The organism is Cellulomonas sp. NPDC058312, assembly GCF_042880135.1.
GTDB lineage: Bacteria > Actinomycetota > Actinomycetes > Actinomycetales > Cellulomonadaceae > Cellulomonas.
Genome location: NZ_JBHVZE010000005.1, coordinates 71,718 through 95,830 on the forward strand (window position 1 = coordinate 71,718; position 24,113 = coordinate 95,830).

Genomic DNA, 24,113 nt, shown 5'->3' on the forward strand with positions numbered 1-24,113 from the left:
TGGTGACCTTGCGGTGGGCCACCGGGGTGGAGGTGCTCGACACCGTCGCCCTCGAGTGGACCCGGACGGTGGTCAGGGTGCGGCATCGCCGATCTAAGGCTGATGACGGGCGCTGTGTGGCTACCGATCGAGCATGTCCACCAACGTGGAGTCGAGGCGACCGCGGGAGCACCCCTCGGCGCGAACCTCCGGACGGCCAGTCCCGCGGAGCGATCTCGGCGCGGAGCCACCCGCCGGACGCGAGTTCGGCCGCCCGCGGGGCGGCGCAGACGTCGTCGCACCGGAGTATCAGTGATGACAGATCGCGGCAAGCCGCGCTGATACGTACACGCCCGGCCATGCCGACGCCGTCCTCACAAGCTGGCCCGCGAGCTCGAACTGCGTCGTGCGTGCGCGCCGCCCCTGGCCGTGCTCGCCGACCGGGTGCGGGCGCCGCTCACCGGCGCCGGCCCAACCGCGAAGTCGGCCTGCTGCCCGGCCTGAGCCGCTCATGGATGAGGGCCGCACCCCAGGCGGGGGGCCTCGCGAGCGATCGCGGGTCAGGCGGTGACGGGCTCGACTCCAAGCTCGGACAGCAGGGTCAGGATGCGGCCGCGGATCTCGTCTCGAATCGGGCGGACCGACTCGATGCCCTGCCCGGCCGGGTCGGCCAGGGCCCAGTCCTCGTACCGCTTGCCGGGGAAGATCGGGCAGGCGTCGCCGCAGCCCATGGTGATGACGACGTCGGACGCCTTGACCGCGTCGGTGGTCAGCACCTTCGGTCGCTCGGCGCGGATGTCGATGCCCTCCTCGAGCATCGCCTCCACGGCGACCGGGTTGATCTGCTCGGCGGGCATCGACCCGGCCGAGCGGACCTCGACGGCGCCGCCGGACAGCGCCCGCAGGTAGCCGGCGGCCATCTGGGAGCGACCGGCGTTGTGCACGCACACGAACAGGGCGGACGGCGTGTTCTCGGTCATCTCGGTCTCCACGGAAGTCAGTGGTCTGCAGGGCGCGGTTGGTGGGCACGGGCCGTGCGCGGCGGTCGCGACGCAGTCGTCGCACGTCCGCCGCGGTCCGGGGCTTGCGCGGTGTCGAGTTCCTACCGCCACTCCTCGAGCTCGTGCCGATTCTGCCTCGTCGGCGAGAACGAGCCGATCTCGACCAGCACCGGTGGGTCGGCGACTCCTGGCCCACCCTCGTTCACCCAGGTGACGAGGTCCGCGACCGTCGCCGGAAGCAGCACCTCCCCGAGCCACACCGGTTCGGCGGCGTCCGCGCGGCCCTTCGCGCCAGGCACGACGACGACGACATTGGACCGGGCGCAGGCGTCCAGGCAGGAGCTGACGACGACGCGCGCACCTTCGACGCCGTCACGGACCGCCCGCAGCTGCGCCTGGTGGTCGACCTCGGGATGCTTCGCGCGGCTACCGCAGTCGCCGCCCCGGCAGACGACGACGGTCGGCTCGGCGGCCGGGCCGCCCCGGTCGCGGCGCAGACGCTTGTACGCCTTGGGGGCACGTCGGCGCGTCCAGGCGCGGTCGCGCAGCAGGCGCAGCCCGTTGAGCGCGACGATGACGGTCGAGCCCTCGTGGCCCGCCACGGCGAGAGGGAGCGGCAGGCTCCCGATGAGGTCCCAGGCGACGAGCACGGTGATGAACGTCGCGGCGATCGTGAGGTTGGCGACGACGTAGCGATGGGCCTTGCGCGACATCCTGACGAGGTTCGGGATGGCCGCGAGCTCGTCGCGGACGACGATCGCGTCGGCGGTGTCCAGTGCGACGTCGGAGCCGTGCCGGCCCATGGCGATGCCGGTGCCGGCCCGGGCGAGTGCGGGGGCGTCGTTCACGCCGTCGCCGACCAGGAGCACGTGCCGACCGTCGTCCTGGAGCTCCCCGACGATCCGGGACTTGTCCTCGGGAAGCAGCTCGGCGTGCACGACGTCGATGCCGGTGCGTGCGGCGACGTCGTCGGCGGTGCGCTGGTTGTCGCCGGTGAGCAGGTGCACCTGCGCGCCGGTCTCCGCCGCCAGCGCGGCCACGGCCGCCGGAGCGTCCGGGCGCAGCCGGTCCAGGAGGGTGATGGCGCCGACCTCGCGCCCGCCGGCGAGGACGGCCACGACGGTGCCGACGGTCGCGGGCTCGGCGCCGCGCTCGACGGCCACCGGGATGCCGTCGACCACGCCGACGACGCCGCGGCCGGGCACGGCCCGGAAGTCGCGCGCCTCGGCGACGCCGACGCCCCGGTCCCGGGCCTCGCGGACGATCGCGCGACCGAGCGGGTGCTCGGAGTACTGCTCGACGGCCGCGGCCAGCGCCAGCACGGCGTCGGGCGTCATCCCCGCCCCGGCGTCGACGGTGACCTCGTGCACGACCGGCGCACCCTCGGTGAGGGTGCCGGTCTTGTCGAACGCGACGACGTCGGTCCGCCCGATCGTCTCCATCACGGTCGCGGACTTCACGAGCACGCCGTGCCGGCCGGCGTTGGCGATGGCTGCGAGCAGCGGCGGCATGGTCGACAGCACGACCGCACAGGGCGAGGCGACGATCATGAACGTGATCGCGCGCAGCAGCGCGGAGTCGAACGTCGCGCCGAGCGCCAGCGGCAGGCCGAACACCACGAGGGTGGCGACGACGACGCCGAGGGAGTACCGCTGCTCGACCTTCTCGATGAACAGCTGGCTGCGGGCCTTGGTGGCGGACGCCTCCTCGGTAAGTGAGACGATCCGGGCGACCACGGACTCCGAGGCCGGCTTGTCGACCCGGATCTGCAGCGACCCGGTGCCGTTGACCGTCCCGGACAGCACCGTGTCACCGGCCGAGCGGACCACCGGGACCGACTCTCCGGTGATGGCCTGCTGGTCGACCTCGCTGGTGCCGTCCGCGCCGATCTCGCCGGGGCGGACGAGGACGACCTGGCCGACCGCCAGGTCGGAGACCGCCACGACTTCCTCCCCGTCCGGTGTGAGGACGGTCGCCTGCTCGGGCGCGAGGTTGAGCAGGGCGGCGACGGAGTCGGCGGTGCGCTGGGTGACGATCGCCTCGAGCGAGCCCGAGGTCGCGAAGATGACGATGAGCAGGGCGCCGTCGAAGACCTGGCCGATCGATGCCGCGGCGATCGCGGCGACGATCATGAGCAGGTCGACGTCGAGCGTCTTGTCCCGCAGCGCCTGAAGGCCGGCGAGCGCGGGCTCCCAGCCGCCGGCGGCGTAGCAGGTGAGGTAGGCGGCCCACCAGGTCCACGACGGCGCGCCCGCGATCTGCAGTGCCCAGCCGGTCAGGAACAGGGCGAGCGCGGCGGCGGCCCAGCGGACCTCGGGCAGCCGGGCGCCGGTGCGCCACAGCGACGGCGGTCGGGTCAGCTCGCGGCCGCCGTCCCGCAGCGGGACGGGGGCCAGGGTCGCGGCGCTCACCGCAGCGACCCGGTCGCCGTGGGCGAGGGGTGGTCACGGTGCTGGGCCGGGGCGTCCTCGACGACGTGCTGCGCCTGGAACACCGCGTCGGCGACCAGCTGCCGGGCGTGCTCGTCGATCAGCGAGTAGAACACCCGATTGCCGTCCTGCCGGGCGCGCACGATCTTGCCCCAGCGGAGCTTCGCCAGGTGCTGGGAGACCGCGGTGGGCGACTTCTCCACGATGTCGGCCAGGTGGTTCACCGACATCTCCCCGTCGCGCAGCGCCAGGATGATCCGGATCCGCGTGGCGTCGGCGAGCAGCGAGAACACCTCGGCCGCCAGGTCGACGTACGCCGACTCAGCGTCGAACGTGCAGCGCCTCGTATCTTCGCTCATGCGTAGCTGCTAAGGCACATGTCGATCACCGCGGCCGCAGGTCCAGCCGACGCAAGAGCTGGGCGTTGAGCGCGACGACGATCGTCGACACCGACATGAGGATCGCGCCCACCGACATCGGCATGACGAAGCCGACCGGCGCGAGGACGCCGGCCGCGAGCGGGACGGCGATGAGGTTGTAGCCGGCGGCCCACCACAGGTTCTGCTTCATCTTGCGGTAGCTCGCGGACGACAGGTCGATGACAGAGACCACGGATCGCGGGTCGTCGCTGGCGAGGATCACCCCGGCGGAGGCGATGGCGACGTCGGTGCCGGCGCCGATCGCGATGCCGACGTCCGCCTGCGCGAGCGCGGGGGCGTCGTTGACGCCGTCGCCGACCATCGCGACGGTGCGGCCCTCGCGCTGCAGCTCGGCGACCTTGGCGGACTTGTCCTCCGGTCGCACGCCGGCGAAGACCCGGTCGATGCCGATCTCGGTGGCCACGGTGCGGGCGACGGCTTCGGCGTCGCCGGTGATCATGACGACGTCGACGCCGCGGTCGTGCAGCTCGCGGATCGCCGCGCGGGACTCCTCGCGGATCTCGTCGGCGAGCCTCAGGGCGCCGGCGACCTGCCCGTCGACCAGGACGTGCAGGATGATCGCGCCCTGAGTGCGCCACTGCTCGACGCCGTCGAGCTCGGTGACGCCCCGCTCGTTGAGCAGGTTCGGTCCGCCGACCTCGACGGTGCGTCCGGCGACCGATGCCCGGACGCCGACGGCCGGCGAGGACGTGAAGTCGGTGGCGGCGGGGACCGGCAGGTGCGCGGCGGCGGTGACGATGGCGCGGGCGAGCGGGTGCTCGCTGTCGGCCTCGGCTGCGGCGGCCATCGTCAGGACGTCGTCACGGGCGAAGCCGTTCGCGGGGCGGACCTCGGTGACGGTGGGCTGACCCTTGGTCAGGGTGCCGGTCTTGTCGAACACGACGGTGGAGACGGTGCGCATGCTCTCCAGCGCGAGCCGGTCCTTGACCAGGATGCCGCCGCGGGCGGCGCGCTCGGTGGCGATGGACACCACCAGCGGGATGGCCAGGCCGAGGGCGTGGGGGCAGGCGATCACCAGGACGGTGATGGTGCGGATCACGGCGGCGTCGGGCATCCCGAGGACCGACCAGACGAACGCGGTGATCGCCGCGGCGCCGAGTGCGAACCAGAACAGCAAGGCGGCCGCGCTGTCGGCCAGGCGCTGGGCGCGCGAAGAGGAGTTCTGCGCCTCGAGCACGAGCCGCTGGATACCGGCCAGGGCGGTGTCGTCGCCGACGGCGGTCACCCGCAGCCGGAGCGCGGAGTCGGTCGCGACGGTGCCGGCGACGACACGGTCGCCGGTGGTGCGGCGCACGGTGCGCGACTCGCCGGTGACCATGGACTCGTCCATCTCGGCGGCGCCGTCGATGATCGCGCCGTCGGCGGGGACGCGGGCGCCGGGGCGCACGAGCACGACGTCGTCGACGGTGAGGTCCGCCGGGGCGACCCGCACGATGTCGCCGCCCTCGACGCGCTCGGCCTCGTCGGGCAGGAGCGCGGCCAGGGAGTCCAGGGCGGAGGTGGTCTGGGCCAGCGACCGCATCTCGATCCAGTGCCCGAGCAGCATGATCACGATGAGCAGCGCGAGCTCCCACCAGAAGTCGAGCTCGTGCGCGACGACCCCGAGGGTCGAGAGCCAGGACGCGACGAAGGCGACGCTGATCGCCAGGGCGATGAGCAGCATCATCCCGGGCCGCCGGGACCTGAGCTCCTCGACCGCACCGGTCAGGAACGGCGCGCCGCCCCAGACGAACATCACCGTGCCGAGCACGGGCGAGACCCACGACAGCCACGCGAGGTCGGGCAGCTCGTAGCCCAGCACCATCGCGAACATCCCGCTGGTCGCGACGACCGGGATCGCGAGCACGAGCATGACCCAGAACAGACGCCGGAACTTCTCGACGTGGCCCGCGTGGCCGCCGTGCCCGGCGTGGTCGCTGTGTCCGGCGTGGTCCTCGTGTCCGGCGTGCGTGTCGTACCCGGGGTGTTCGTCGTCGGCGCGGGTCGCGGTCATCGCGCGCCCGTGGTGCCCCTCGTGCGGCAGGCCGGCCGCGTCCTCGCGCAGCGGCTGCGCCGACTCGGCGTGCCCGGCGTGCCCGGCGTGGTGGGTGCCGTCCGGCGCGTCGGCGTGGTGCTGGGTGTGGTCGTCGCGGCTCATGTCGGTGGCCCTTCTCGTCGACTGCTCCACGTGGTGATGGCGCTCGACCTCCTGCAACGGCATACCCCCCGGGGGTATTCCTCCGGGGGGTATGCGGGGATGTCAGGAGACGCGTTCGTGGTCGTCTCGCGGCCAGTCGGTGCTGCTCGGCTGCGTTTCGTCGGAGGTAGCCGGGTGCGGGCCGGCGTGCGGGTGCGGCGGGTTGCCGTGCCCGCCGCGCCCGCGGCCCATGACGAGCATCATCGCGACCATGCCGAGCGGGCACGCCAGGAGCAGCGCGTAGCGCAGTGCGCCGGACAGGTCGACACCGAGTGCGAGGAGCAGCGCGAGGACGACGGCTGCGGCGATGGCCATGTGCTTGAGGTGGTGCTTGATCACGGGGGTGCTCCGTCTGCTCGGTCGGGTCTGCTTGTCGCCCGATCTCGATCCTCGACGTGCTGGGTGGAGCGAGCCCTTCGGCGCCGGTGAAGCGTCGATGAAGCCGACGAGCATGCTGCGGACACAGCAACGCCACCGGGGCAAGGGGGTGTCCCGGTGGCGCTGCGTCCTGGATGCTCACATGTCGGCGAGCATCTGCTTCATCTCGGCGATCTCCTCGGTCTGGTCGCCGATGATCGTCCCCGCCAGGGCCAGCGCGTCCTCGTTGAGGCCGTTCTCCTGCTCCTGCTCGGACATGGTGATCGCACCCTGGTGGTGCTCGATCATCATCTCCAGGAACATCCGGTCGAAGTCCGCGCCGGCGTCTTCGAGCTGCTGCATCTGCTCGTCGTTGGCCATGCCGGTGTGTCCGCTGGAGTGGTCCATCCCACCCATGTCGTCCTCGCTGCTGGGCGGCTCCTCGCCCCAGGTCTCCAGCCAGGAGGTCATGAGGTCGATCTCGGGCTGCTGGGCGAACTGGATGTCGCTGGACAGCTGCTGGACCTGCTCGGTCTGCGCGCGACCCTCGGCCATGGTGGCCATCTCGATGGCGCCCTGGTGGTGCAAGATCATCATCTGCGCGAACTCGGTGTCCGCGTCGTTGTGCTCCCGGGACGCGGCGTCCGCCGCGTCGGACGTGCTGGTGCTGGGCTGGTCGCCGCTGGCGGTCTCGGCGCCGTTGGAGCAGGCGCTGAGGACGACTCCGAGGGCCAGCGACGCTGCAGCGGCTGCGAGCGTGTGGCGCTTCTTCGGGGACATGGGGACTCCTTCGGGTCGGGCTGGCTCGTCGTGCCGGAGGTCAGGCGACGGGCGTGGTGATGCTCGTGGTGCCGGCCGGGGTCGAGCCGCCGCAGCAGCTGCTGCCCGCCTGGCTCGTGGCGGTGCCGCAGCACCCGGACTCCGGGCTCGCGGTCTGCTCGGGGACGACGCTGTCGGGACGGTCGAGCTCGTCCTCGTCGGTCATCGTGAACTGGCAGCACTGGTCGCTCATGCGCGTCTCCTTGGGTGGGTCAGGCGGGCAGGTTGGCCTGGACCTGCTCGAGCAGGTCGTCGGGGGCCAGCCACATCGAGGGGTAGTTGCCGGACCAGCGGCGGGTGCCGTCGGCGTCGACGAGGACGAAGCTGTGTCCGGGAAGTCCTTCGTGCATGCCGGTGCCGAGGGTCCCGTACTGCTCCGAGACGGTGCCGTCGTCGAGCAGGAAGGGAGTCGTCACGCCGTAGGTGGCCATGTCGGCGCTGATCTGCTCGGCAGTGTTCATCACGATCGGCAGGACGGTGATGCCTGCGTCCGCGAAGGCGGGGTCCTTCTCGATCTCGCCCATCTGCTGCAGGCAGGACCCGCAGCCGGCGCCCTCGTTGAAGTACAGGACGACCGGCGAGCCGCGGAAGTCCGACAGGCGCACGGTGGACCCGTCGGTGCTCTCGAGCGTGAAGTCGGGCGCGGGTCCGGCCTCGGTCGAGGTGACCTCACGCGAGGACAGCAACGCGGCGGCGACCACGGCGATGACGAGGAGCACCAGCGCGGCGGACGCGGTGGTGATGACGATCTTGCGCCGACGGTCGTGCTGATCCTGGTCGCGCCGGACCTGAGCGAGGGCGGCGGCGCGCTGCTTGCGGGCGGCCGTGGCGGAGGTCATCGGTGTGCTCCTTCGGTGTCGTGCTCGTGGCAGCTCGCCTCGCCCGTGGGTCGCTGCTCGGTCGTGCTCTCGGGCCGGGTCGTGCGTCCGCGTCGGCGTTCGGACAAGGTGCCCCAGACGAACAGCGCGGCCAGGGCGACCAGCGCCAGCCCGAGTACGGGCTCGGGCACCGGGGAGGTCCAGTCCTCGAACCGGGAGAACACCGAGGTCAGCGTGCGGCCGATCGCAGCCTGCGCCTGGGTTCCTCGGGTCATGTCCGGGCTGCCGGCCAGCAGGATGACGGCCACGCCCATGACGGTGAACCCGGCGGCGACGGCGATGTTCAAGGTGCTCGTGGTGAGCGTCCGACCGGCCAGGCGCAGCCGGACGGTCCGGGGGCTCAGCCAGGCGCGGTCCCGCAGCCGGGCCTTGTCCCAGACCAGAGCCATGACGAACAGCGGGAAGACCATGCCGAAGACGTAGGCCAGGCCGAGCAGCAGCCCGCCGGCCGGCGAGCCCGACAGTGCGGACAGGGTCATCACGCCGGCGAGCACGGGCGCGCAGCAACTGGACGCGATCCCGGAGAAGACGCCGAGGGCGAAGAAGCTGGCGGTGTCGCCGCGGCGGGTGTCGGGGGCGCGCAGCGCGCTGGGCAGCGACCACATGCGCCCGGACAGCGCGAGCGCGGCGAGCGCGAGCATCAGGGCGCCGCCGGCGTAGTACAACGGCGCGTGGTAGCGGGCGATCGCGCCGGCGACCATGCTGACGCCCAGGGTGATGGGCAGCAGGACGGTCGCCAGGCCGGCGGCGAACACGAACGTCAGGGGCAGCAGCCGCCACCGGCGGTTCTTCACGGCACCGGCGAGGTAGCTGGGCGCGAGGAACACGATGCAGCACGGCGCGAACAGCGCGACGCCGCCGGCGAAGAACGCCGCCAGCACGCTGCCGGTGGTCAGCAGCTCCGAACCCATCTCAGCGCACCGCGGTCAGCGGGACGTCGGCGCCGCGCTGGCGCAGCAGGTCGAGCAGGTGCCCGGTGCGCAGCCGCCCGGAGCTGACGAACTGCCCGTCGAGCAGGACCAGCGGGCTCATCGCTGCGCGGTGCTCGGCGACCAGCAGCTGCCCCTCGTCGGACCGTGCCTCCAGCACCCGCAGCCGCAGCGGGGTGCGCTCACGCAGCCGGTCGAGGGTGTCGAGTGCGGCTTCGCAGAGGTGGCAGGCGGGTGAGCGCACCACCGTGACGACCGGGTCGGTCAGGCTCGTCAACGGGCCGGGCGTGCTGGGCATGCCACCACGGTCCCGCGCGCCACCTGCACCGACGATCACGCACGCATGGAGATTCGATGAAGCCAGCCGCCGGTCAGGCGCGCGTGGCGGCGCCGGTCGCGTCCGGCAGCCGGACGGTGAACCGCGAGCCGCGGCCCGGGCCGTCGCTGGCCGCGTGGATGGTGCCGCCGTGGGCCTGGACCAGTGCCCGGCAGATCGCCAGGCCGACGCCCGACCCGCCGTGGCGGCGGTCGCGGGCGCTGTCGACGCGGTAGAACCGCTCGAACAGGTGCGGCAGGTGCTCCGCAGCGACGCCCTCGCCGGTGTCGGTCACGGTCAGTTCGATCGTGGCCGCGTCGCGACGTCCGGCGGCGAGAGTGATGCGCCCACCGGCGGGTGTGTGGCGGATCGCGTTCACCACGAGGTTGTCCAGGACCTGCGCCATGCGGACGCGATCGACCCGTACGACCCCGGCGTCGCTGCTGGTCTGCGTGGTGAGGGTGACGCCCGCGGTGTCGGCCCGCTCGCGGGCGATGAGCGCGGCGGCGTCGACGAGGTCACCGGCGGGGACGTCGGTCAGGTGCAGGTCGAGCTCGCCGCTCTCGGCGCGGGTGACCGCGGCCAGGTCGCTGGCGAGTCGGGTCAGGCGCTGGGCCTGGTCGTTCAGGACCGCGATCGTCTCGGTGTCCAGGACCCGCACGCCGTCCTCGAGCGCTTCGACGTAGGCGGTGAGGGTCGCGGCCGGGGTGCGCAGCTCGTGGGCGACGTCAGTCAGGAGCCGCTCGCGCAGTCGTTCGTCGGCCTCGAGGTGGGCGGCCATGGTGTTGAAGGAACCGGCGAGCTGGTCGAACTCGACCCCGATGCCCGGCAGCGGGACGCGGGCGTCGAACTGGCCTGCGCCGACCTGGGCGGCGGCGCGGGACATCTGGGAGACGGACCGGCCGACGCGGCGGGTCAGGACCACGCTGACGGTCAGGGCGGTGATGCCGGCGACGACCATCGCGAGCCCCAGGGCGATGGTGCTCGCGGACTGGAACGCCTCTTCGATGTGCAGGTCGGCGAGCTCGTGGTCGGCGATGTTGGCCTGCACGAGGTGCTCGTGGAACAGGGCCGGTCCCACGACGGTCGCGACCAGCCAGGCGGTGGCCGCGGCGGCGACGAGCACCAGGACGATCGAGACCAGGAGCCGTCGTCCGATGCTGCCGGGGCCGACGGCGTCGCGTGTCCTCATCCGGGTCCCATCCGGTAGCCGACCCCGCGCACGGTGCGCACGAACCGTTGCTGCTGGGCGGTGTCCTTGAGCTTGCGCCGCACGTGCAGGACGTGGACGTCGACCAGGTGCTCGTCGCCGACCCAGCCCTCGCCCCACACGGCGCGGATCAGCGCGGCCCGGGAGAACACCACGCCGGGGCGCGACGCCAGTGCGGCGAGCACGTCGAACTCGAGGCGGGTCAGGACGACCGGCTCGCCGTCGACCTCGACCTCGCGCGCGTCGAGGTCGAGGACGAGGCCGCCGACGGTGACCGTGCGGGTCTCGACCGGCGTGGCTGTCTGGCCGGTCGGGGTGGCTCGGCGCGGGCGGCGCAGCATGACGCGGATGCGGGCCGTGAGCTCGCGCGGGCTGAACGGCTTGGTCATGTAGTCGTCCGCGCCGACGGACAGCCCGATCAGGGTGTCGACCTCGTCGCTGCGCGCGGTGAGCATGACGACGTAGCAGTCGGAGAACGTGCGCAGCTGCCGGCAGATCTCGATCCCGTCGACGCCCGGCAGCCCGAGGTCCAGGACCACGACGTCCGGGTCGACCTCGCGCAGCAGCGCGATCGCGGCGCTGCCGTCGTGGCACAGGGCCACCTCGAAGCCCTCGCGCTCGAGGTAGCCGCCCACGACGGAGGCGAGCGCCTGCTCGTCGTCGATCACGACGGCACGCATCGTGGCCCCGGGCGGTGTCATGCGGCCATTGTCGCCAGGAGGACGGACCGCGACGAGCACGGGACGGATCCGGTCGCCACTTCCTGATCGAAACTTCATCGACCGAGGACATCCCCGCGTGGGCCTGCCCCTTATCGTCGTCCGGTGCCTGACACCCCCACCGAGTCCGCCCGGGACGCCAGCCTGCCCGGGCTGACCGCCTGCTCGCTGTGCGCGGGCGAGACGCTGGGACAGGGCGACCCGGAGCCGGGTGGCCAGATGGCCCGGCTGCGTGCGATGGCCGAGCGCGGCGCGGCCCGCCTGACGCTGGTGGAGTGCCTCGACGAGTGCGAGCGCGGCGACGTGGTCGTGGCCCGCCCCTCGGGCGTGTGCCGGCGTGCCGGAGCAGGGCCCGTGTGGTTCGAGCGCCTCGCGGGCGACCGTGGGACCGCGGCCCTGGAGCGCTGGCTGCGCGCCGGCGGCCCGGGTGCCCGACCGCTCCCACCCGAGCTCGCCGAGCACCTGATCGACCGCGGCGCCGATGCTCCGGCCGACGTGGCAGCGTCCGCACACTGATCCAGTTCCGCGACCGGCCGCTCTGGGACTTCGTGCCCACCCGTGCGCGTCCGGCACGTTCCTACGGTGGAGACCATGCGCCTTTCGACCCGTCCCCGGCTGATCGTCTCCGCGGTGCTCGCGGCCCTGGTTCTGGCGGGCTGCGCCGCGCAACCTGATCCCGAGCGCGAGACCGAAGCGGCCACCGCCGTCGAGCAGTGGGCTGCCCTGGACGCCACGGAGCTGATCGACCAGCTCGAGGCGACGCCCGTGGACGAGCGGCCCCAGGACGTGATGGCGTCCATCCGGCAGGACGAGGTCCTGGTGTCCGCGCCGGACGGGTCGCAGGAGGTCTCGGTCCCGATCGAGGAGAGCCACTACCTGTCGATCGCGCCGTACGTGGACCAGACGCACGACTGCTTCTTCCACTCACTGACCACCTGCACCGGCGAGATGGGCGGCGAGGAGATCACGGTCCGGGTCGTCGACGACCGCACCGGCGAGGTTTACGTCGACGAGACCAGCCGGACCCACGACAACGGGTTCGCCGGGTTCTGGCTCCCGCGGGACATCAGCGCCACCATCACCGTCACCGCTGCCGGCCGCAGTGCCGAGACGAGCGTCGAGACCGGCCCCGACGACCTGACCTGCCTGACCAGCCTGCAGCTCACCTGACCGTCGCGGCGGCGCGCACCGGCCCCGCCGGCCCGCACGGCGCGGTTCGGCCCGGTGATCTTGATCAAATCTTCATCGTCCGCCAGAGGAGACTTGACGCGCGCTGCCGACAGTTGAAGGCATGCACGTACCTCACGACGGTCACCGGTCGAGCGGCGGCCCGGCATGTGGTGCCAGATGACCCCCGCCGGCTGGGCCGTCATGGGCACCGCCTGGCTCGCCCTGATCGCCCTGGCCGTCTGGGGCGTGTCCCGGCTGTTCCCGACTCGCGGCGCCAGCAGTCCGCGTGCCGCGCTCGATGAGTGGCTCGCGTCGGGGACGATCGACGCCGAGCTGTACGGCCGGCTCCGGGCCGACCTGGACGCCGCGGGACCGAACCGCTCGAGCCGCCCGTGGTGAGCGCCCCCACCCGCCGGTCGCGTGCCGCGACCGCGGGCCGCTCCCGCGCGCTCGCGACGGCAACCCTGGTAGCGGTCATGGCCGCGACGGTGCTGCTCCCGGCCGCGCCGGCCGCCGGTGACACCACCGACGACCAGGCGCGCGCGGCCCAGCAGCGCGCCGAGGCCGCGCAGCGTCAGTACGAGGACGCGCAGGAGTCGGTCGAGGACCTGTCCGCGGAGCTGGCGCAGGCCGTGCTGACGCTGGAGGAGACGAAGGCTCGCCTGCCCGCCGCCCAGGCGGCGCTCGACGAGGCGACGCGGACCGCGGACGCCGCCCAGCGGCAGGCCACGCTCGCGCGCACCCGGCTGGAAGACACCAGCGACGTGCACGCCTCGCTGGTGGCTCAGATCGAGCTGGACTCCACCCGGACCGCCGAGGTGCGGTCCACCGTCGCCCAGCTCGCGCGCGCCGCCTACCAGGGGCGGTCCAGCTCCTCGGGTCTGGAGATCGCGGTCGGCGCGAGCTCGGTGGAGGACTTCCAGTCTCGGTCGTCCACGGCGTCCACGGCCCAGCGGATGCAGGCGCGGACGCTCGACGAGCTGATCGAGCTGGAGGCCGCCGGGCGCAGCAACGAGTCCCGGCTGCAGTCCGTGGTCCAGACGCTCGACGATCTCGAGCAGCAGGCCGAGAGCGAGGCCCGCGCAGCGGATGACGCCCTGGCCGCCCAGCGCGAGCAGAGCGCCGCCCTGGAGCGGGCCGTGGCCGACCAGACGGCCGCCGCCGCGCGCATCGAGGGTATGAAGGGCCAGGCCGAGGCGGAGCAGGCAGCGGCCGACGCCGCCCGAGCCACCGCGGACGCGGAGATCGCGCGGATCGCGGCGCAGCAGGAGGCCGAAGCCGCCGCCGCGGCCGCAGCCGCAGCCGCGGCTGCAGCGCAGTCGGCACCAGCGAGCCCCGCGCAGCCGGAGCCCGCTGTACCGGGCAAGCCGGGGCCCGCCGCGCCACCCGCGGCACCGCCGGCCGCACCGCCGCCGGCGGCCGAGTCCGGCGCTCTGTTCTCGAATCCGACGTCGATCCAACCGATGTACGTCACCTCGAACTACGGCATGCGGCTGCACCCGATCCTGGGCTACACGCGCCTGCACGCCGGGATCGACCTGCGCACCTACTGCAACACCCCGCTGTACGCGCCGCGCGACGGCACCGTGCAGTGGGCCGAGTGGCGCAGCGGCTTCGGCAACCAGGTGATGCTCAGCTACGGCACCGTCAACGGGCAGTCGCTGATGAGCTCCTCGAACCACCTGACCCGGTCGGTGGTCCGCGCCGGACAGTCCGTGACCCGCGGCCAGCTCATCGGGTACTCCGGCAACACCGGCCTGTCCGGCGCGTGCCACCTGCACTTCGAGGTCTACGTCGGCGGCAAGACCGTCGACCCCGCACCCCTGCTCGGGCTGCGATGACCACCACCCGTACCTGCTGCGCGACACCGGAAGGAGAACCGCGTGGACGGCATCACCGCGACCAGCGCGCGCATCCTTGAGATCCGCCAGCTCATCGGCACCACCACACCCCGCTCCACCACGGTTGCGGCGGGTTCGGGCGACGCGTTCGCGGCGGCGCTCTCGGCGGCCGTCGACGGCACGACGACCAGCGCCTCGACCGCCCGCAACGCGCAGGGCGTGCCCGCCGACCTCGCGGCCTACGGCAACGGGAAGGTCCCGCGCGACGCCCTCTCCGAGATCGGGAGCACCGGGCACCGGCTGTGGGCTCCCGCGGGCCAGGCCCTCGAACAGCTGCTGGCCGCCGCCGAGCGCGACGGGGTCGACATCGGCATCACCGACTCCTACCGGTCCTACGACGCCCAGGTCGATGTCGCCCGCCGCAAGGGCCTGTACTCCCAGGGCGGCCTGGCGGCCCAGCCGGGCACCAGCCCGCACGGCTGGGGCGTGGCCGTCGACCTCGATCTGGACGACGCCGCCCAGAAGTGGATGCGCGCGAACGCAGGGCGGTTCGGATTCGTCGAGGACACCCCACGCGAACCGTGGCACTGGGTCTACAAGACGTGAGGCCGCAGCACCCGCTGCGGTCACCAGGACGGACGAGGGAGGACTGAGACCACACGACCCTCCGGGCTCGCCCGGAGCAGCACCGTCATCAACGCGCTCAGGGGCAGATCTGAGCGACCGGGTGGACGCCGAGTCCTGCCACCACCCGGATCATCTCGACCACGTACGGCAGGAACGGGGGAACCACCGATCGTCGGGCACGCACGTGCCCTCGGGGTGAAGCCGGTCCACGGACCGGCCGGGCGTCTCCCGCCCGAACCCGACAGCTCACCCCGCAGGCGGCAGGAGACATCCATGCCTACACGCCAGACCACCGCCGCGCGGCACCGCGCGGACGGCCGAGCACACACCGTGCTCACCGACGCCCGCCTCACCGCGGCGCACAACTTCTCCAGCGCTACGCGACGCACCGGCGCAGCCGTCGCCTCGTCCGGCCTGGCGGTGTCGCTCCTCGCGGCACCGGCCCTCGCGGACGACGAGGTGCGGACGACCGCCGTGGACGTCTCGGCCCTGACCCAGTCGGCCCGGGCCATCGTCGAGGCCGCCCCGGTCGTCGCCTCGCCCGCAGAGGCGTCCTGGACGTTCGAGAACCCGGCCGTGACCGCCGTGACCCCGCCGCCGCCCCCGCCGCCCGTCGTCGAGGAGGAGCCCGAGCCCGAGCCCGAGGAGGCGGCCAGCCGCTCGCGATCGGCCGAGCCCGCCGCCCCGGCCGCCGAGCCGGCACCCGCGGCCGTCGGCGCGCCCGCGCCGGCGAGCGCGAACGGCAGCGCCATCGTCGAGATCGCCTCGAGCCTCGTCGGGATCCCGTACGTCTGGGGCGGCACGACCCCGTCCGGATTCGACTGCTCCGGGTTCACCTCCTACGTCTACGCGCAGGTGGGGATCACGCTGCCCCGCACGTCCGGCGACCAGCGGTACGCCGGCGTGGAGGTCCCGCGCGACCAGGCCCAGCCCGGCGACCTGATCTGGTCCCCGGGGCACATCTCGATCTACGCCGGCGGGAACCTGCAGGTCGACGCACCCACCCCCGGCAAGAGCATCCAGATCCGGGAGATCTGGCAGTCCAACCCGAAGTTCATCCGCGTCGGGTAGTCGGGAGCAGCGGGCTGCACGCCGTGAAGTGTGCAGCCCGCTGACCGCCGCAGGTCTTCGTGCGCGCCTGGTCCGAAGCACTCGAGCAGCACCTTGCCAGCGGGTCCGGTACACACCAGGAGATGACGCAGGCGATCGGTCGTTCATCGCGTTGAGGCAGCTCAGCCAGTCGCGTCCGGCACGACGGGCCACCCAGTCGAGGCGGCGATGGTCGGCCCGAACCGGTCGCTGATCACGGATGCCGGCAGAGAGCTCGCCAACGAGTTCAGCGCCCCGTTGTGTGCGCGACGCACCGTCGGCTCATGAGCGACTTCATCACCGAGCGGGGCCGCCGGCTGCTGGCTAGTCGTCAGGAAGCGCCGGGTCCTTCAACGGCACGCCACACGCGGGGCAGTACCGGTCGCCTGGTGCGTGCGCGTGCGGGCAGGTGACACGACGTCGGTAGGCACGGATCTCGCCCGCCACGAGGGTGAAGGCCCGGGCGTAGTCGACGCGACCCGCCGCGTACAGCTCGCTGGCGTCACCGGACCGGACGAGGACCGTCGGGGCATCGGCCGGCGCCGCCCACGGATCGAGGTCCGGGTCCTCTTCCGGGCCCAGCACGATCGTGTAGGAGTCCCACCGCTCCCGCAGGTAGAACCGGTGTCCGTCGACGGTTCCGACGACGACCCACGGCGCCGCGGCCGACTCCTCTCTCGCCTCGATGCCGAGCGCGGCAGCGGCAGCGGCGAGCGCCCGCTCGTCCGCCTCACGCTCGGCTTCCTGCTGCTCACGTCCGGCCTCCATCACACGCCGGAAGTTCGCGAGGTGGTCCGACCGCTCCTGCGCGGACCACTGGCAAGAGCAGACGGCACCGGCGTGGACCTCCGGGTTACCCGGCTTCGGGTGGCAGCTGCACTCGCACTGTGCGGCGGCGTCCAGGTCACGCACCGAACCAGGCGCGGCCTCGAGCAGGCGGCGACGGGCAGCGGCCGCGTCCGCACGACGGCTTTGTTCGCCGCCGACCGGTTCCGGCCTCGTCAGGTCATCGGGCATCGAACGCCCCTTCGCCGAGCTCCTCGATTCCCACCACTGGCGTCGTGCGGCGCAGCGTCTCGATAGCCGCGGGATCCAGAGGCTCCAAGGTGAGGTACATGTCCTCGCCGAGAGCAAACCCCCGCACCGGCCGGCCGTCGACCACGTGGTAGATCGCGATGACCTGGAGCGACTCGTCGTCGCGCCGCAGCGAGCCCAGCGGAAACCTCGGGTCGTCACCGACGGGACCCCCCGTGACGCGCGTGGCGGTGACCACGCCGTCCGGAGCGACCGACTCGATCAGGTGGATCGCTCCGGACGCGGTCGTGACCAGCCAGCGACCGGGGGTGCGCATCGGGTCAACCGGGCTGCTCATCGGGACCCGCGTCGTCGTTCTCGTCGTCGACCTCGTCGTCGGGGAACTTGATGCGGGCGTCGCGGGGTTCGAGCAGTCGCATGAGGTCCCAGGCGTACGCGCCGACGTTGAACTCGCCCGTGAACCAGCTCGACCAGTAGACGGCCTCGATCGAGGAGGTGCGGTGCCGGTGCAGGGCCCACCAGTCCCACGCGACGATGAGCGCGACCCGTCGACCGTCCTCGGTCAGGACGACCCGCTCCCATCGCTCGATCCCGGGGAGGAGCTCGTGCCACTGGTCGGCGGCCTCGTCGATGGTCATGACCCTCAGCCGTGCGTCCTCTTCCCGGGAGCCGTGCGGCTTGCGCTCGCTCGCGCTCGGGTCGGCCGGCGCTTGCGGATCCCGGTCGCGGAGCTCCTGGGCGGAGGCGTGGACCGCGGCCTCGAGGCCACGGACGAGGACCTCCAAGCCGACGTCGCGCCCGAGGTCGACCTGCCCGACGAGGAACCGCGCATCGCCGTTCAAGGTGACACCGGTCGGGACGTTCGGGTCTCGTTCGGTCGTCCGCGGTGGCTGCATCAGGCCCACCTCGAACATCTTGTCGATCTGGCTCTGCTCGAACGCGAGACCCGCCTGGCCGTGCTCCTCGAACCGGATCACGGCGCCTTCGGCGAGCTCCACCCGGGTCGGCAGCGACCACAGCCACGGGCGCCCGATGCCGGTCACAGCCGGCCGTCCTGCGGGAAGGCCGGCAGTCCGGCGAGCTCCTCGGCCTCGACGTAGTCGATCGACGTCACCAAGCGCTGGAGCCACCACCCGTAGTCGGCGCCGGCGGGGTCCCAGTCGTAGGTGTACTTGTGCCGGTCGCCGACGCGGATGACTCCCTCGTCGCGACCGAACAGCGCCACGACCTGGACCAGCGGAACCCAACGGCCGTCACCGGGGCCGGGCGACGATCCCGGCCCGGGCTGCCGCAGCAGCAGCGAGGAGTCGGCGTCCACGTAGTAGGCGGTCGGGCTGGACGAGCAGATCGCCCAGACGCCGTGGGCGTCGGCCAGCACGAGCTCGGAGACGCTGGGCGCGTTCATGACGACCTCGGCGGGAGGACCGGCGGGACGTGACGCTCCCACGGCTCGGGTGTCGGGTCGCCGTTGACGGTGGCGCGCGCCTCGATGTCGGTCGTGCGCCCGGCCTTGCCCTCGATGACCACGCGGACCGCGCTCTCGTACCCGTACCGCCACCCGCGGCGGAACTCGTCGCGGGCCTGGAGCCGCGAGGTGCCGACCACGACGGTCATCGCGAACAGGCAGACCGCGACCGTGACCGGCTCACCGGCGAGCAGCGCCGCGATCCCGCCGACCAGCGTGACCACGCAGGACACGATCGACGCTCCCCACCACCGCACCTGCGTACCCGTCGTCCGTGCGGACCGTGTTGCCCTGAACCGGGAGCCGATGGTGTTCACGGCTGCCCTCCCTCGTCTCGCGGGGCGGCGCTCCTCGTGGCGGCGGAGGCGCGTTACTGCGGACTGAACTCCACTCATAGTAGACATCGTTGGGCCGCCGTCAAGACGCCCGATGGCCGCGGCAGCGCTTCGCGCCCCTGCTCAAAGCGCGTAGTGTCTAGACAGTGAGGGATGGATCAGGCTCCACTTATAGGGGGTCGAGCTCGCGTCCCCGCGCTCCTAGCGTCGAGCGGGTGCCCCGTCAGGAACCCGAAGCGACGCAGCTGCGCTCCTTCGGCACGACGCTGCGGCTGATCAGGACCGACGCCGGGCTGACCCAGGAGCAGCTGGCGCACGCCGCGGGCGTCGGACGGACGTACGTCGGTGAGGTGGAGACGGGCGTGCGCAACCCCACGCTCACCAGCATCTGGCAGCTCGCCTCCGCGCTGCACGTATCGCCGCGGTCGTTCTTCCCCCACGTGGAAGCGGAAGACGGTCACCACTGAGCCTCGAGTGCAGGGTTCGCCGCGCCGCCGGTGGAGTGGGAGCTAGCGTGACGCCGTGACCGCCGAGTTCTGGACCGTCGTAGCCGCCGGCGCCTCTGTCGTCGCCGCAGCCGCGGCGATCGTCGCTGTCGCCTTCGACCTGTACCGGCGCCGGGAGGACCGTGCAGAACGGCGCCAGGAGCAGGCGGCCCACCACGAAGCCGAGATCAGGAGCCAGGCCCAGAGAGTCGTCGCCTGGGCCGACGTCCGGATCGCGTACGAGATCCCCGAGTACGCGGTCGACCCGTACGGCGGCACCGAGGTCCTGTGGGCGCACAACACCAGCGACTCTCCCGTCTACGACGTCGCCGTACCGCACGCCTGGTCGGGGTCGTCAACGAGCTTCGTGGTGGTGCGCGCTGTTCTCCCACCGACGCCGGCGCCGGTCGTGATGGTCAAGTGGGTCCGCGACCGCACGGACGACGGCCCTCCGGACGAGGACAGCAGCACCCTGTCCGCACTGACCTTCCGAGACGCCGCCGGTCGCTGGTGGCGACGCGAGAGCAACGGGGATCTCGTCCAGCTGGACGCTCGCCCGAAGTACGCCGCGGACACCGTCACCATCGCCGACCTTCGCGCCACGTGACCGCTGCACGGGTCCGAACCCTCGCCGCCGTCGGTCCGTCGGCGATGGTCGGCTGACAGCCCGGCGGCTCTTGTCCGCCGGCCGCCGGCCGGAGCACACTGGCGACGTCGGGACACCCACCGGGAGCGCGCAACGCAGCCGTGGTGAAGAAGGGTGTTGCCGATGCATCTCCAAGTCGCCCTTGATCCCAGTGTGACCGGACCGGGCCTATGAGCCTCGCCCGAGACCGATCGCGCGGGGCACGCGCGATCCAGCGCGAGCTCGCGATCTCGTACACGGACGCACTCCGGATATGGGAAGAGCGCAATCCCGACCTCGCCGCGCGGGCGGCCGTGTCCCGCGCTGCCGCCCGCGAGAAGGCGGCCGCGCGCAAGCCCGGTGTCGACATCGATGGGTACTTCCGCCGGGTCCTCGGCGTACCGCTCGCAACTCTCGACCTGGAGCCACCTCCGGGCGTGCCCGGCGCCGTCGTCGCGCGAGTTGCTCGGCGCGACGAGCCCGACAGACCCGGCCGTGTTCGCGTCACGAAGGAGGGTGCCGCGGTCTGGGAGATCGACACGAACGTCAAGGTCACCGTCCAGGGACGCTGGGAGGGCCCCGTCGAGGACGCCGCCCGCGATCCCCGGGTACGGAACGTGGAGGTCGGCCCCGGATGGGTGACCATGGCCCCTCGCCGGGCGAGGGTGACGTTCCACGTCAAGGTGGCCGGGAACCCGCCGACCTTGCGCTATGCACGGACGACGTGGAGGTGGCTGGACGACGACTCGCGTCGACCGCGCTGAACTGGTGGCTTCTCCGAGCCCACACCTCTCACGGCATCACGACCCGGTAAGCGCCCGCTCCTGCCGCTGCCACCGCCATCAGCACGAGCGGCACTTGGACGACGACGATGTCCAGCGTGACGCACACCAGGTACAGACGGGGGTGGGCACCGCACATCAGCTGCAGCTGCTCCGCGCTGCTGCTCGTTCCCGAGAAGCGACGACGAGCCAAGGACTCGAAGTACATCGAGAACGGGCGCATGGCGAGGATCGAGCCTGTGAGGGCGGACGGCGCCATGCCCTCGGATGCAGCGCCCGCAGGGTTCGTCGGCGTCGACACGTCGAGCTCGGTCATCGGGCACACTCCACACGCAGGCCAATGAAGGACTGCTGCGCGCGTGTGAGTGAGTTGATGCCCGGCTACCCCTGGCTAACCGATTCGGCGATGTGTGATGTCAGGGGACGCAGCGCGAGCAATGAACCACGCGCCGTGCGTACAGCGCAAGTACCGCTGCGGAACCGTGACGAAGTCACGGATCTCTGCGCGAACAGTCCGCCTCGATAACGCCAACGGTGCAAGATCTTCCCTGTGGAGCACAGGCGACTAGATCAGTGGGTGATCGACGCTGTCGCGGGTGTCGAGCTGGAGCTCCACGCGAGCTCCACCCCGTTCGACCGGGAGGGTGTCGTCGAGTGGCAGATCGCCGGGTCGGTCTTGGTCGAGTCGGAGCGGCTCGCTGACCTGAGCGCGCCCGAATCGGACGTCGCCACACTCGGCGACGACCCGGAGTTCACGCGCGTGACGATCTTCGTGATGCGGGGCCTGACGTTGAACCTGCTCGAGGTCGACGCGCGCGACGCTCTCGACGAGGACAGCGCCGACGCGGCCGAGATGATGCCGCTGTTCTCCGCGGACGGGGAGTTCACCGAGGAGGTCGAGGACCGTCTGGGCGGACTGGTCGGAGCGTACTCGTTCGTGTTCCTCGACCGAGTGTGGCTACTGCCGGCCTGGCGCGGGTTCGGACTCGGACGCGTGCTGACGGACAAGGCGATCGGCATGGTCACCGAGGCGCCGATCTCGCTCGTGGGCGTCCACAGCCATCCGTACGAGGACTGGGACGAGGAGCACCCCGACCCGTCTCCAGACGCGATCGCGCGAACCGACCACGTATGGGAGTCGCTCGGCTTCGTGCGGGTGTCGGGTCAGCTCTTCGTGCGCGACGAGTCACTGGTCCACCCTTTCGCCGAAGAGCGCGCGGTTTCACTCGGACTGATCAACCGCGCATGATTTCGGCCTTGCGAGCAGCTGTCACCACGTCCCCGAGCCGTAGAAGCCAGGTCGCGATCCGCCCCTGCACGACGCGCAGAACACCACGCGCGCCTTCACCGCTACCGTGTGCACCGTGAATCTGGGGACGGTTCCTGACTGGTTTAGCGTCTTCGTCAACGGCGCCGTCGCCTTGGTCGCCTGGGTCGGATTGCGTCACGCCCGCCAGGACGCGCGTCGAGCCGAGAAGCGCGCAGACGATGCCCATCAACAACTCGCGGAGGACCGTGAAAGGCGTGCATCGGCCGGCCTAGCGCGCGCTGACCTCGTTCACGTGACCACGCTGCTCACGCATCACGAGGCCCTGTTGCCCAACGTCTATCTGCGGCCAATCGACACGGGCGAGATCCGAGCTGCCCTCGCCGCGCTCCCTCGCGAATCCGTACCAAGGACGAGAGCCCTCTACTCAGAGGAGTCCGCGCGCAGGCCCTCCCGTGACGGGGTGACTGCCGAACTGCACGCCGAGGTGCAGCGCCTGAGGGCGCTGAGCGTCACTGATGCGTAGCCGCGCACCTCAGGCTGCCAACTGGGTCGCTAGCGGGCACGGTCCCGGAGGAGACCCGGCTCGTCCGAGCCGGGTCTCCTCGCCGGTCAGCGCCGCATGGGGCGGACGCAGTTTCCGACGGGGCACCGCCAGCAGTCGACGTCGAAGTCCATCTCGACCCCGTGCTCATTGCACATGGGCTGTGGCATCCGGACCACCTCCTTCCCGCAGACCCACCGCGGTGGCCTCTGCGGGTGCAGGGGTGACGGCGCGGGGAACGAGCTCATTCGCCGACGAGCGAAAGGTGAGGCATGTCTAGAGCCAAGGTCCCAGCGGTCGAAGTTGGCGCATGGCAGATCTCGGGTTGTCGGACACGGAACTCGCACACGCGGCTCGCGTGCTCCAGGTGATCGCCCAGACCACCCGGCTGCGCATTCTCAGCGAGGTGGCGAGGAGCGACCAACCTGGGCCGTCGTGCGAAGACCTACGGCGCACTCTCGACCTGAGCAGCACGGCGGTCGTATCCGGCCACGTCGACGCGCTCGAAGAAGTCGGGCTCGTGGTCAGCACACGTCGGCCAGAACGATGGAAGCGCACCGTCCAGTTGCGAGACCCCGCCGCCGTAGTCGAGCTCTTGCGCGCCGCTGCGGACATCCACGTCTAGCCCTCGATCGATACGCCGTAGGCGACCATCGCTGCAGGCTTCGGGTGGTTGGGAGTGTCGTAGCCCAACGCTACGGTTTCGAGCATGAGCACGAACTCGGGCCCGCTGTGGACGGATGTCGTGGTAGCTGTGGCTGCGGTCCTCACGCTGGCCGTCGCGGTATGGGCAGCGTGGTACGCCCGCGGACAGGTCCAGCTAGCGAGACAGACCCGCGAGGACCAGTCGAGGCCGTTCGTCGTCGTCGACTTCGAGTCCAGCGTCGTCTGGCTGAACGTCATCAACCTCGTCGTCGTGAACGTCGGGCAGACCCTGGCCCGCGACGTGAAGCTGACCTTCGATCCGCCGCTGAGTTCGAGCCAGGACAAGAGCGAGCAGTTCGCGCTGCAAGACTCCGCTCTTGTCACCGAGGGGATCAGCGCGATGCCTCCGGGTCGACGGATCGAGACGCTCTTCGACTTGTCGCACGAGCGGATCAAGACCGAGCTCCCGATGCGCTACCGGGTAACCGTCGAATGCGCCGACGCTCACGGGCGGAAGCAAGCACCGCTGTCGTACGACTTAGACCTCTCGACTGGCTACCGCCTTCGTCGCGTCGCGGTACGCGGCGCTCACGACGCCGCCGAAGCACTGAGAAGTATCGATCGTCGGTTGGCGTCGTGGACGGTAAACCACTTTGGACCGGGCATCCGTGTCTGGAACAGCGACCTGGATCAGCGCTTGGATGAAGAGCACCACGAGATGGAACGGTTGGCTGCTACACGCGCCCGGGAACGCAGCCTCACGCCCGATCCAACTGACCTAGCTGATGAGCCGGCTCCGGTGGTCGTCGATGACCCGGCTTCGGCTTTCGCTCCAACTCTCCCTGCGGCCGGCGCAGAACCGCTCCGGGCGCCTGACGTTCACGACATCGGTAAGGATGCCCCCGTCGAGCCTTGATCCCGCGCCTCCCCTCGACTGCCTGCAACGGTCG

At 71.7% G+C, this 24,113-nt stretch carries 31 protein-coding genes and 1 riboswitch; of the genes, 13 read left to right on the forward strand and 18 right to left on the reverse strand.

Features of this window, described 5'->3' with window-relative positions:
* Positions 1-539: 539 nt before the first annotated feature.
* From ACFVXN_RS15400 to ACFVXN_RS15455, 12 genes are all read right to left on the reverse strand, one after another.
* On the reverse strand, positions 540-959 hold the full coding sequence (locus tag ACFVXN_RS15400) for an arsenate reductase ArsC (protein ID WP_389234271.1): 420 nt from the start codon (positions 957-959) through the stop codon (positions 540-542).
* A gap of 122 nt (positions 960-1,081) precedes the next feature.
* Positions 1,082-3,391 (reverse strand): heavy metal translocating P-type ATPase, encoded by a 2,310-nt coding sequence (locus ACFVXN_RS15405; RefSeq protein ID WP_389234274.1) that lies wholly within the window; start codon positions 3,389-3,391, stop codon positions 1,082-1,084.
* Positions 3,388-3,768: an ArsR/SmtB family transcription factor gene (locus ACFVXN_RS15410; RefSeq protein ID WP_389234277.1), complete on the reverse strand. Its 381-nt coding sequence runs from the start codon at positions 3,766-3,768 to the stop codon at positions 3,388-3,390. The genes ACFVXN_RS15405 and ACFVXN_RS15410 overlap by 4 nt, the downstream gene beginning before the upstream one ends.
* 25 nt (positions 3,769-3,793) lie before the next feature.
* Positions 3,794-5,986 (reverse strand): heavy metal translocating P-type ATPase, encoded by a 2,193-nt coding sequence (locus ACFVXN_RS15415; protein ID WP_389234280.1) that lies wholly within the window; start codon positions 5,984-5,986, stop codon positions 3,794-3,796.
* A 102-nt stretch (positions 5,987-6,088) separates the two neighbouring features.
* Complete coding sequence (locus ACFVXN_RS15420; RefSeq protein WP_389234283.1) at positions 6,089-6,364, reverse strand: DUF2933 domain-containing protein; 276 nt, start codon at positions 6,362-6,364, stop codon at positions 6,089-6,091.
* A 177-nt stretch (positions 6,365-6,541) separates the two neighbouring features.
* Positions 6,542-7,162 (reverse strand): DUF305 domain-containing protein, encoded by a 621-nt coding sequence (locus ACFVXN_RS15425; RefSeq protein WP_389234286.1) that lies wholly within the window; start codon positions 7,160-7,162, stop codon positions 6,542-6,544.
* A gap of 40 nt (positions 7,163-7,202) precedes the next feature.
* Entirely contained in the window at positions 7,203-7,394 is a 192-nt protein-coding gene (locus ACFVXN_RS15430) for a hypothetical protein (RefSeq protein WP_389234289.1), read from the reverse strand.
* 19 nt (positions 7,395-7,413) lie between these two features.
* Entirely contained in the window at positions 7,414-8,040 is a 627-nt protein-coding gene (locus ACFVXN_RS15435) for a peroxiredoxin family protein (RefSeq protein WP_389234292.1), read from the reverse strand.
* A complete protein-coding gene (locus ACFVXN_RS15440) occupies positions 8,037-8,990 on the reverse strand; it encodes a cytochrome c biogenesis CcdA family protein (protein ID WP_389234295.1) in 954 nt (317 codons plus the stop codon). The genes ACFVXN_RS15435 and ACFVXN_RS15440 overlap by 4 nt, the downstream gene beginning before the upstream one ends.
* Before the next feature lies 1 nt (position 8,991).
* On the reverse strand, positions 8,992-9,306 hold the full coding sequence (locus ACFVXN_RS15445; protein WP_389234298.1) for a glutaredoxin: 315 nt from the start codon (positions 9,304-9,306) through the stop codon (positions 8,992-8,994).
* A gap of 73 nt (positions 9,307-9,379) precedes the next feature.
* The gene (locus tag ACFVXN_RS15450) at positions 9,380-10,516 is read right to left on the reverse strand and encodes a sensor histidine kinase (protein ID WP_389234301.1); all 1,137 of its coding nucleotides are present in this window, start codon (positions 10,514-10,516) and stop codon (positions 9,380-9,382) included.
* On the reverse strand, positions 10,513-11,235 hold the full coding sequence (locus tag ACFVXN_RS15455; RefSeq protein ID WP_389234303.1) for a response regulator: 723 nt from the start codon (positions 11,233-11,235) through the stop codon (positions 10,513-10,515). The genes ACFVXN_RS15450 and ACFVXN_RS15455 overlap by 4 nt, the downstream gene beginning before the upstream one ends.
* A gap of 123 nt (positions 11,236-11,358) precedes the next feature.
* On the opposite strand from ACFVXN_RS15455, the gene ACFVXN_RS15460 reads away from it, so the two are divergent.
* From ACFVXN_RS15460 to ACFVXN_RS15485, 6 genes are all read left to right on the forward strand, one after another.
* Entirely contained in the window at positions 11,359-11,769 is a 411-nt protein-coding gene (locus tag ACFVXN_RS15460) for a hypothetical protein (protein WP_389234306.1), read from the forward strand.
* Between the two features lie 75 nt (positions 11,770-11,844).
* On the forward strand, positions 11,845-12,423 hold the full coding sequence (locus ACFVXN_RS15465; RefSeq protein WP_389234309.1) for a CueP family metal-binding protein: 579 nt from the start codon (positions 11,845-11,847) through the stop codon (positions 12,421-12,423).
* A gap of 177 nt (positions 12,424-12,600) precedes the next feature.
* The gene (locus ACFVXN_RS15470) at positions 12,601-12,822 is read left to right on the forward strand and encodes a hypothetical protein (protein ID WP_389234312.1); all 222 of its coding nucleotides are present in this window, start codon (positions 12,601-12,603) and stop codon (positions 12,820-12,822) included.
* Complete coding sequence (locus tag ACFVXN_RS15475) at positions 12,819-14,264, forward strand: peptidoglycan DD-metalloendopeptidase family protein (protein ID WP_389234315.1); 1,446 nt, start codon at positions 12,819-12,821, stop codon at positions 14,262-14,264. Before ACFVXN_RS15470 ends, ACFVXN_RS15475 begins: the two co-directional genes overlap by 4 nt.
* Positions 14,265-14,306: 42 nt before the next feature.
* Positions 14,307-14,870 carry a D-alanyl-D-alanine carboxypeptidase family protein gene (locus tag ACFVXN_RS15480; protein WP_389234318.1) on the forward strand — a complete coding sequence of 188 codons (564 nt, stop codon included), beginning with the start codon at positions 14,307-14,309 and terminating at the stop codon, positions 14,868-14,870.
* A 116-nt stretch (positions 14,871-14,986) separates the two neighbouring features.
* Positions 14,987-15,165, forward strand: a riboswitch (cyclic di-AMP (ydaO/yuaA leader).
* The gene (locus ACFVXN_RS15485) at positions 15,165-15,962 is read left to right on the forward strand and encodes a C40 family peptidase (RefSeq protein ID WP_389234321.1); all 798 of its coding nucleotides are present in this window, start codon (positions 15,165-15,167) and stop codon (positions 15,960-15,962) included. Its footprint overlaps the riboswitch before it by 1 nt.
* Before the next feature lie 342 nt (positions 15,963-16,304).
* Here the strand turns inward: ACFVXN_RS15485 and ACFVXN_RS15490 are convergent, their stop codons facing one another.
* The 5 genes from ACFVXN_RS15490 to ACFVXN_RS15510 are packed head-to-tail and all read right to left on the reverse strand — an operon-like array spanning position 16,305 to position 18,704.
* Complete coding sequence (locus ACFVXN_RS15490) at positions 16,305-16,997, reverse strand: hypothetical protein (RefSeq protein ID WP_389234323.1); 693 nt, start codon at positions 16,995-16,997, stop codon at positions 16,305-16,307.
* Complete coding sequence (locus tag ACFVXN_RS15495) at positions 16,987-17,352, reverse strand: hypothetical protein (protein WP_389234326.1); 366 nt, start codon at positions 17,350-17,352, stop codon at positions 16,987-16,989. Before ACFVXN_RS15495 ends, ACFVXN_RS15490 begins: the two co-directional genes overlap by 11 nt.
* Positions 17,336-18,058 (reverse strand): hypothetical protein, encoded by a 723-nt coding sequence (locus ACFVXN_RS15500; protein ID WP_389234329.1) that lies wholly within the window; start codon positions 18,056-18,058, stop codon positions 17,336-17,338. The genes ACFVXN_RS15495 and ACFVXN_RS15500 overlap by 17 nt, the downstream gene beginning before the upstream one ends.
* Entirely contained in the window at positions 18,055-18,420 is a 366-nt protein-coding gene (locus tag ACFVXN_RS15505; RefSeq protein ID WP_389234332.1) for a hypothetical protein, read from the reverse strand. The genes ACFVXN_RS15500 and ACFVXN_RS15505 overlap by 4 nt, the downstream gene beginning before the upstream one ends.
* Positions 18,417-18,704 carry a hypothetical protein gene (locus ACFVXN_RS15510; RefSeq protein WP_389234335.1) on the reverse strand — a complete coding sequence of 96 codons (288 nt, stop codon included), beginning with the start codon at positions 18,702-18,704 and terminating at the stop codon, positions 18,417-18,419. The genes ACFVXN_RS15505 and ACFVXN_RS15510 overlap by 4 nt, the downstream gene beginning before the upstream one ends.
* Before the next feature lie 326 nt (positions 18,705-19,030).
* Here ACFVXN_RS15510 and ACFVXN_RS15515 point away from each other — a divergent pair, with 326 nt between their 5' ends.
* The 3 genes from ACFVXN_RS15515 (at position 19,031) to ACFVXN_RS15525 (ending at position 20,689) form a co-directional block, all read left to right on the forward strand.
* A complete protein-coding gene (locus tag ACFVXN_RS15515) occupies positions 19,031-19,282 on the forward strand; it encodes a helix-turn-helix domain-containing protein (protein WP_389234338.1) in 252 nt (83 codons plus the stop codon).
* Positions 19,283-19,337: 55 nt separating this feature from the next.
* On the forward strand, positions 19,338-19,907 hold the full coding sequence (locus ACFVXN_RS15520) for a hypothetical protein (RefSeq protein ID WP_389234341.1): 570 nt from the start codon (positions 19,338-19,340) through the stop codon (positions 19,905-19,907).
* A gap of 209 nt (positions 19,908-20,116) precedes the next feature.
* Positions 20,117-20,689 carry a hypothetical protein gene (locus tag ACFVXN_RS15525; RefSeq protein WP_389234344.1) on the forward strand — a complete coding sequence of 191 codons (573 nt, stop codon included), beginning with the start codon at positions 20,117-20,119 and terminating at the stop codon, positions 20,687-20,689.
* 28 nt (positions 20,690-20,717) lie between these two features.
* On the opposite strand, the gene ACFVXN_RS15530 is transcribed toward ACFVXN_RS15525, so the two are convergent.
* Entirely contained in the window at positions 20,718-21,023 is a 306-nt protein-coding gene (locus ACFVXN_RS15530; RefSeq protein WP_389234347.1) for a hypothetical protein, read from the reverse strand.
* Between the two features lie 261 nt (positions 21,024-21,284).
* Between ACFVXN_RS15530 and ACFVXN_RS15535 the strand changes: the two genes are divergently transcribed.
* From ACFVXN_RS15535 to ACFVXN_RS15550, 4 genes are all read left to right on the forward strand, one after another.
* Positions 21,285-21,956, forward strand: a complete 672-nt coding sequence (locus ACFVXN_RS15535) for a hypothetical protein (protein ID WP_389234350.1) — start codon at positions 21,285-21,287, stop codon at positions 21,954-21,956.
* A 115-nt stretch (positions 21,957-22,071) separates the two neighbouring features.
* Positions 22,072-22,500, forward strand: a complete 429-nt coding sequence (locus ACFVXN_RS15540) for a hypothetical protein (protein WP_389234353.1) — start codon at positions 22,072-22,074, stop codon at positions 22,498-22,500.
* A 385-nt stretch (positions 22,501-22,885) separates the two neighbouring features.
* Entirely contained in the window at positions 22,886-23,143 is a 258-nt protein-coding gene (locus ACFVXN_RS15545; protein ID WP_389234356.1) for a helix-turn-helix domain-containing protein, read from the forward strand.
* Between the two features lie 84 nt (positions 23,144-23,227).
* Positions 23,228-24,079, forward strand: a complete 852-nt coding sequence (locus ACFVXN_RS15550) for a hypothetical protein (protein WP_389234359.1) — start codon at positions 23,228-23,230, stop codon at positions 24,077-24,079.
* Positions 24,080-24,113: the final 34 nt, after the last annotated feature.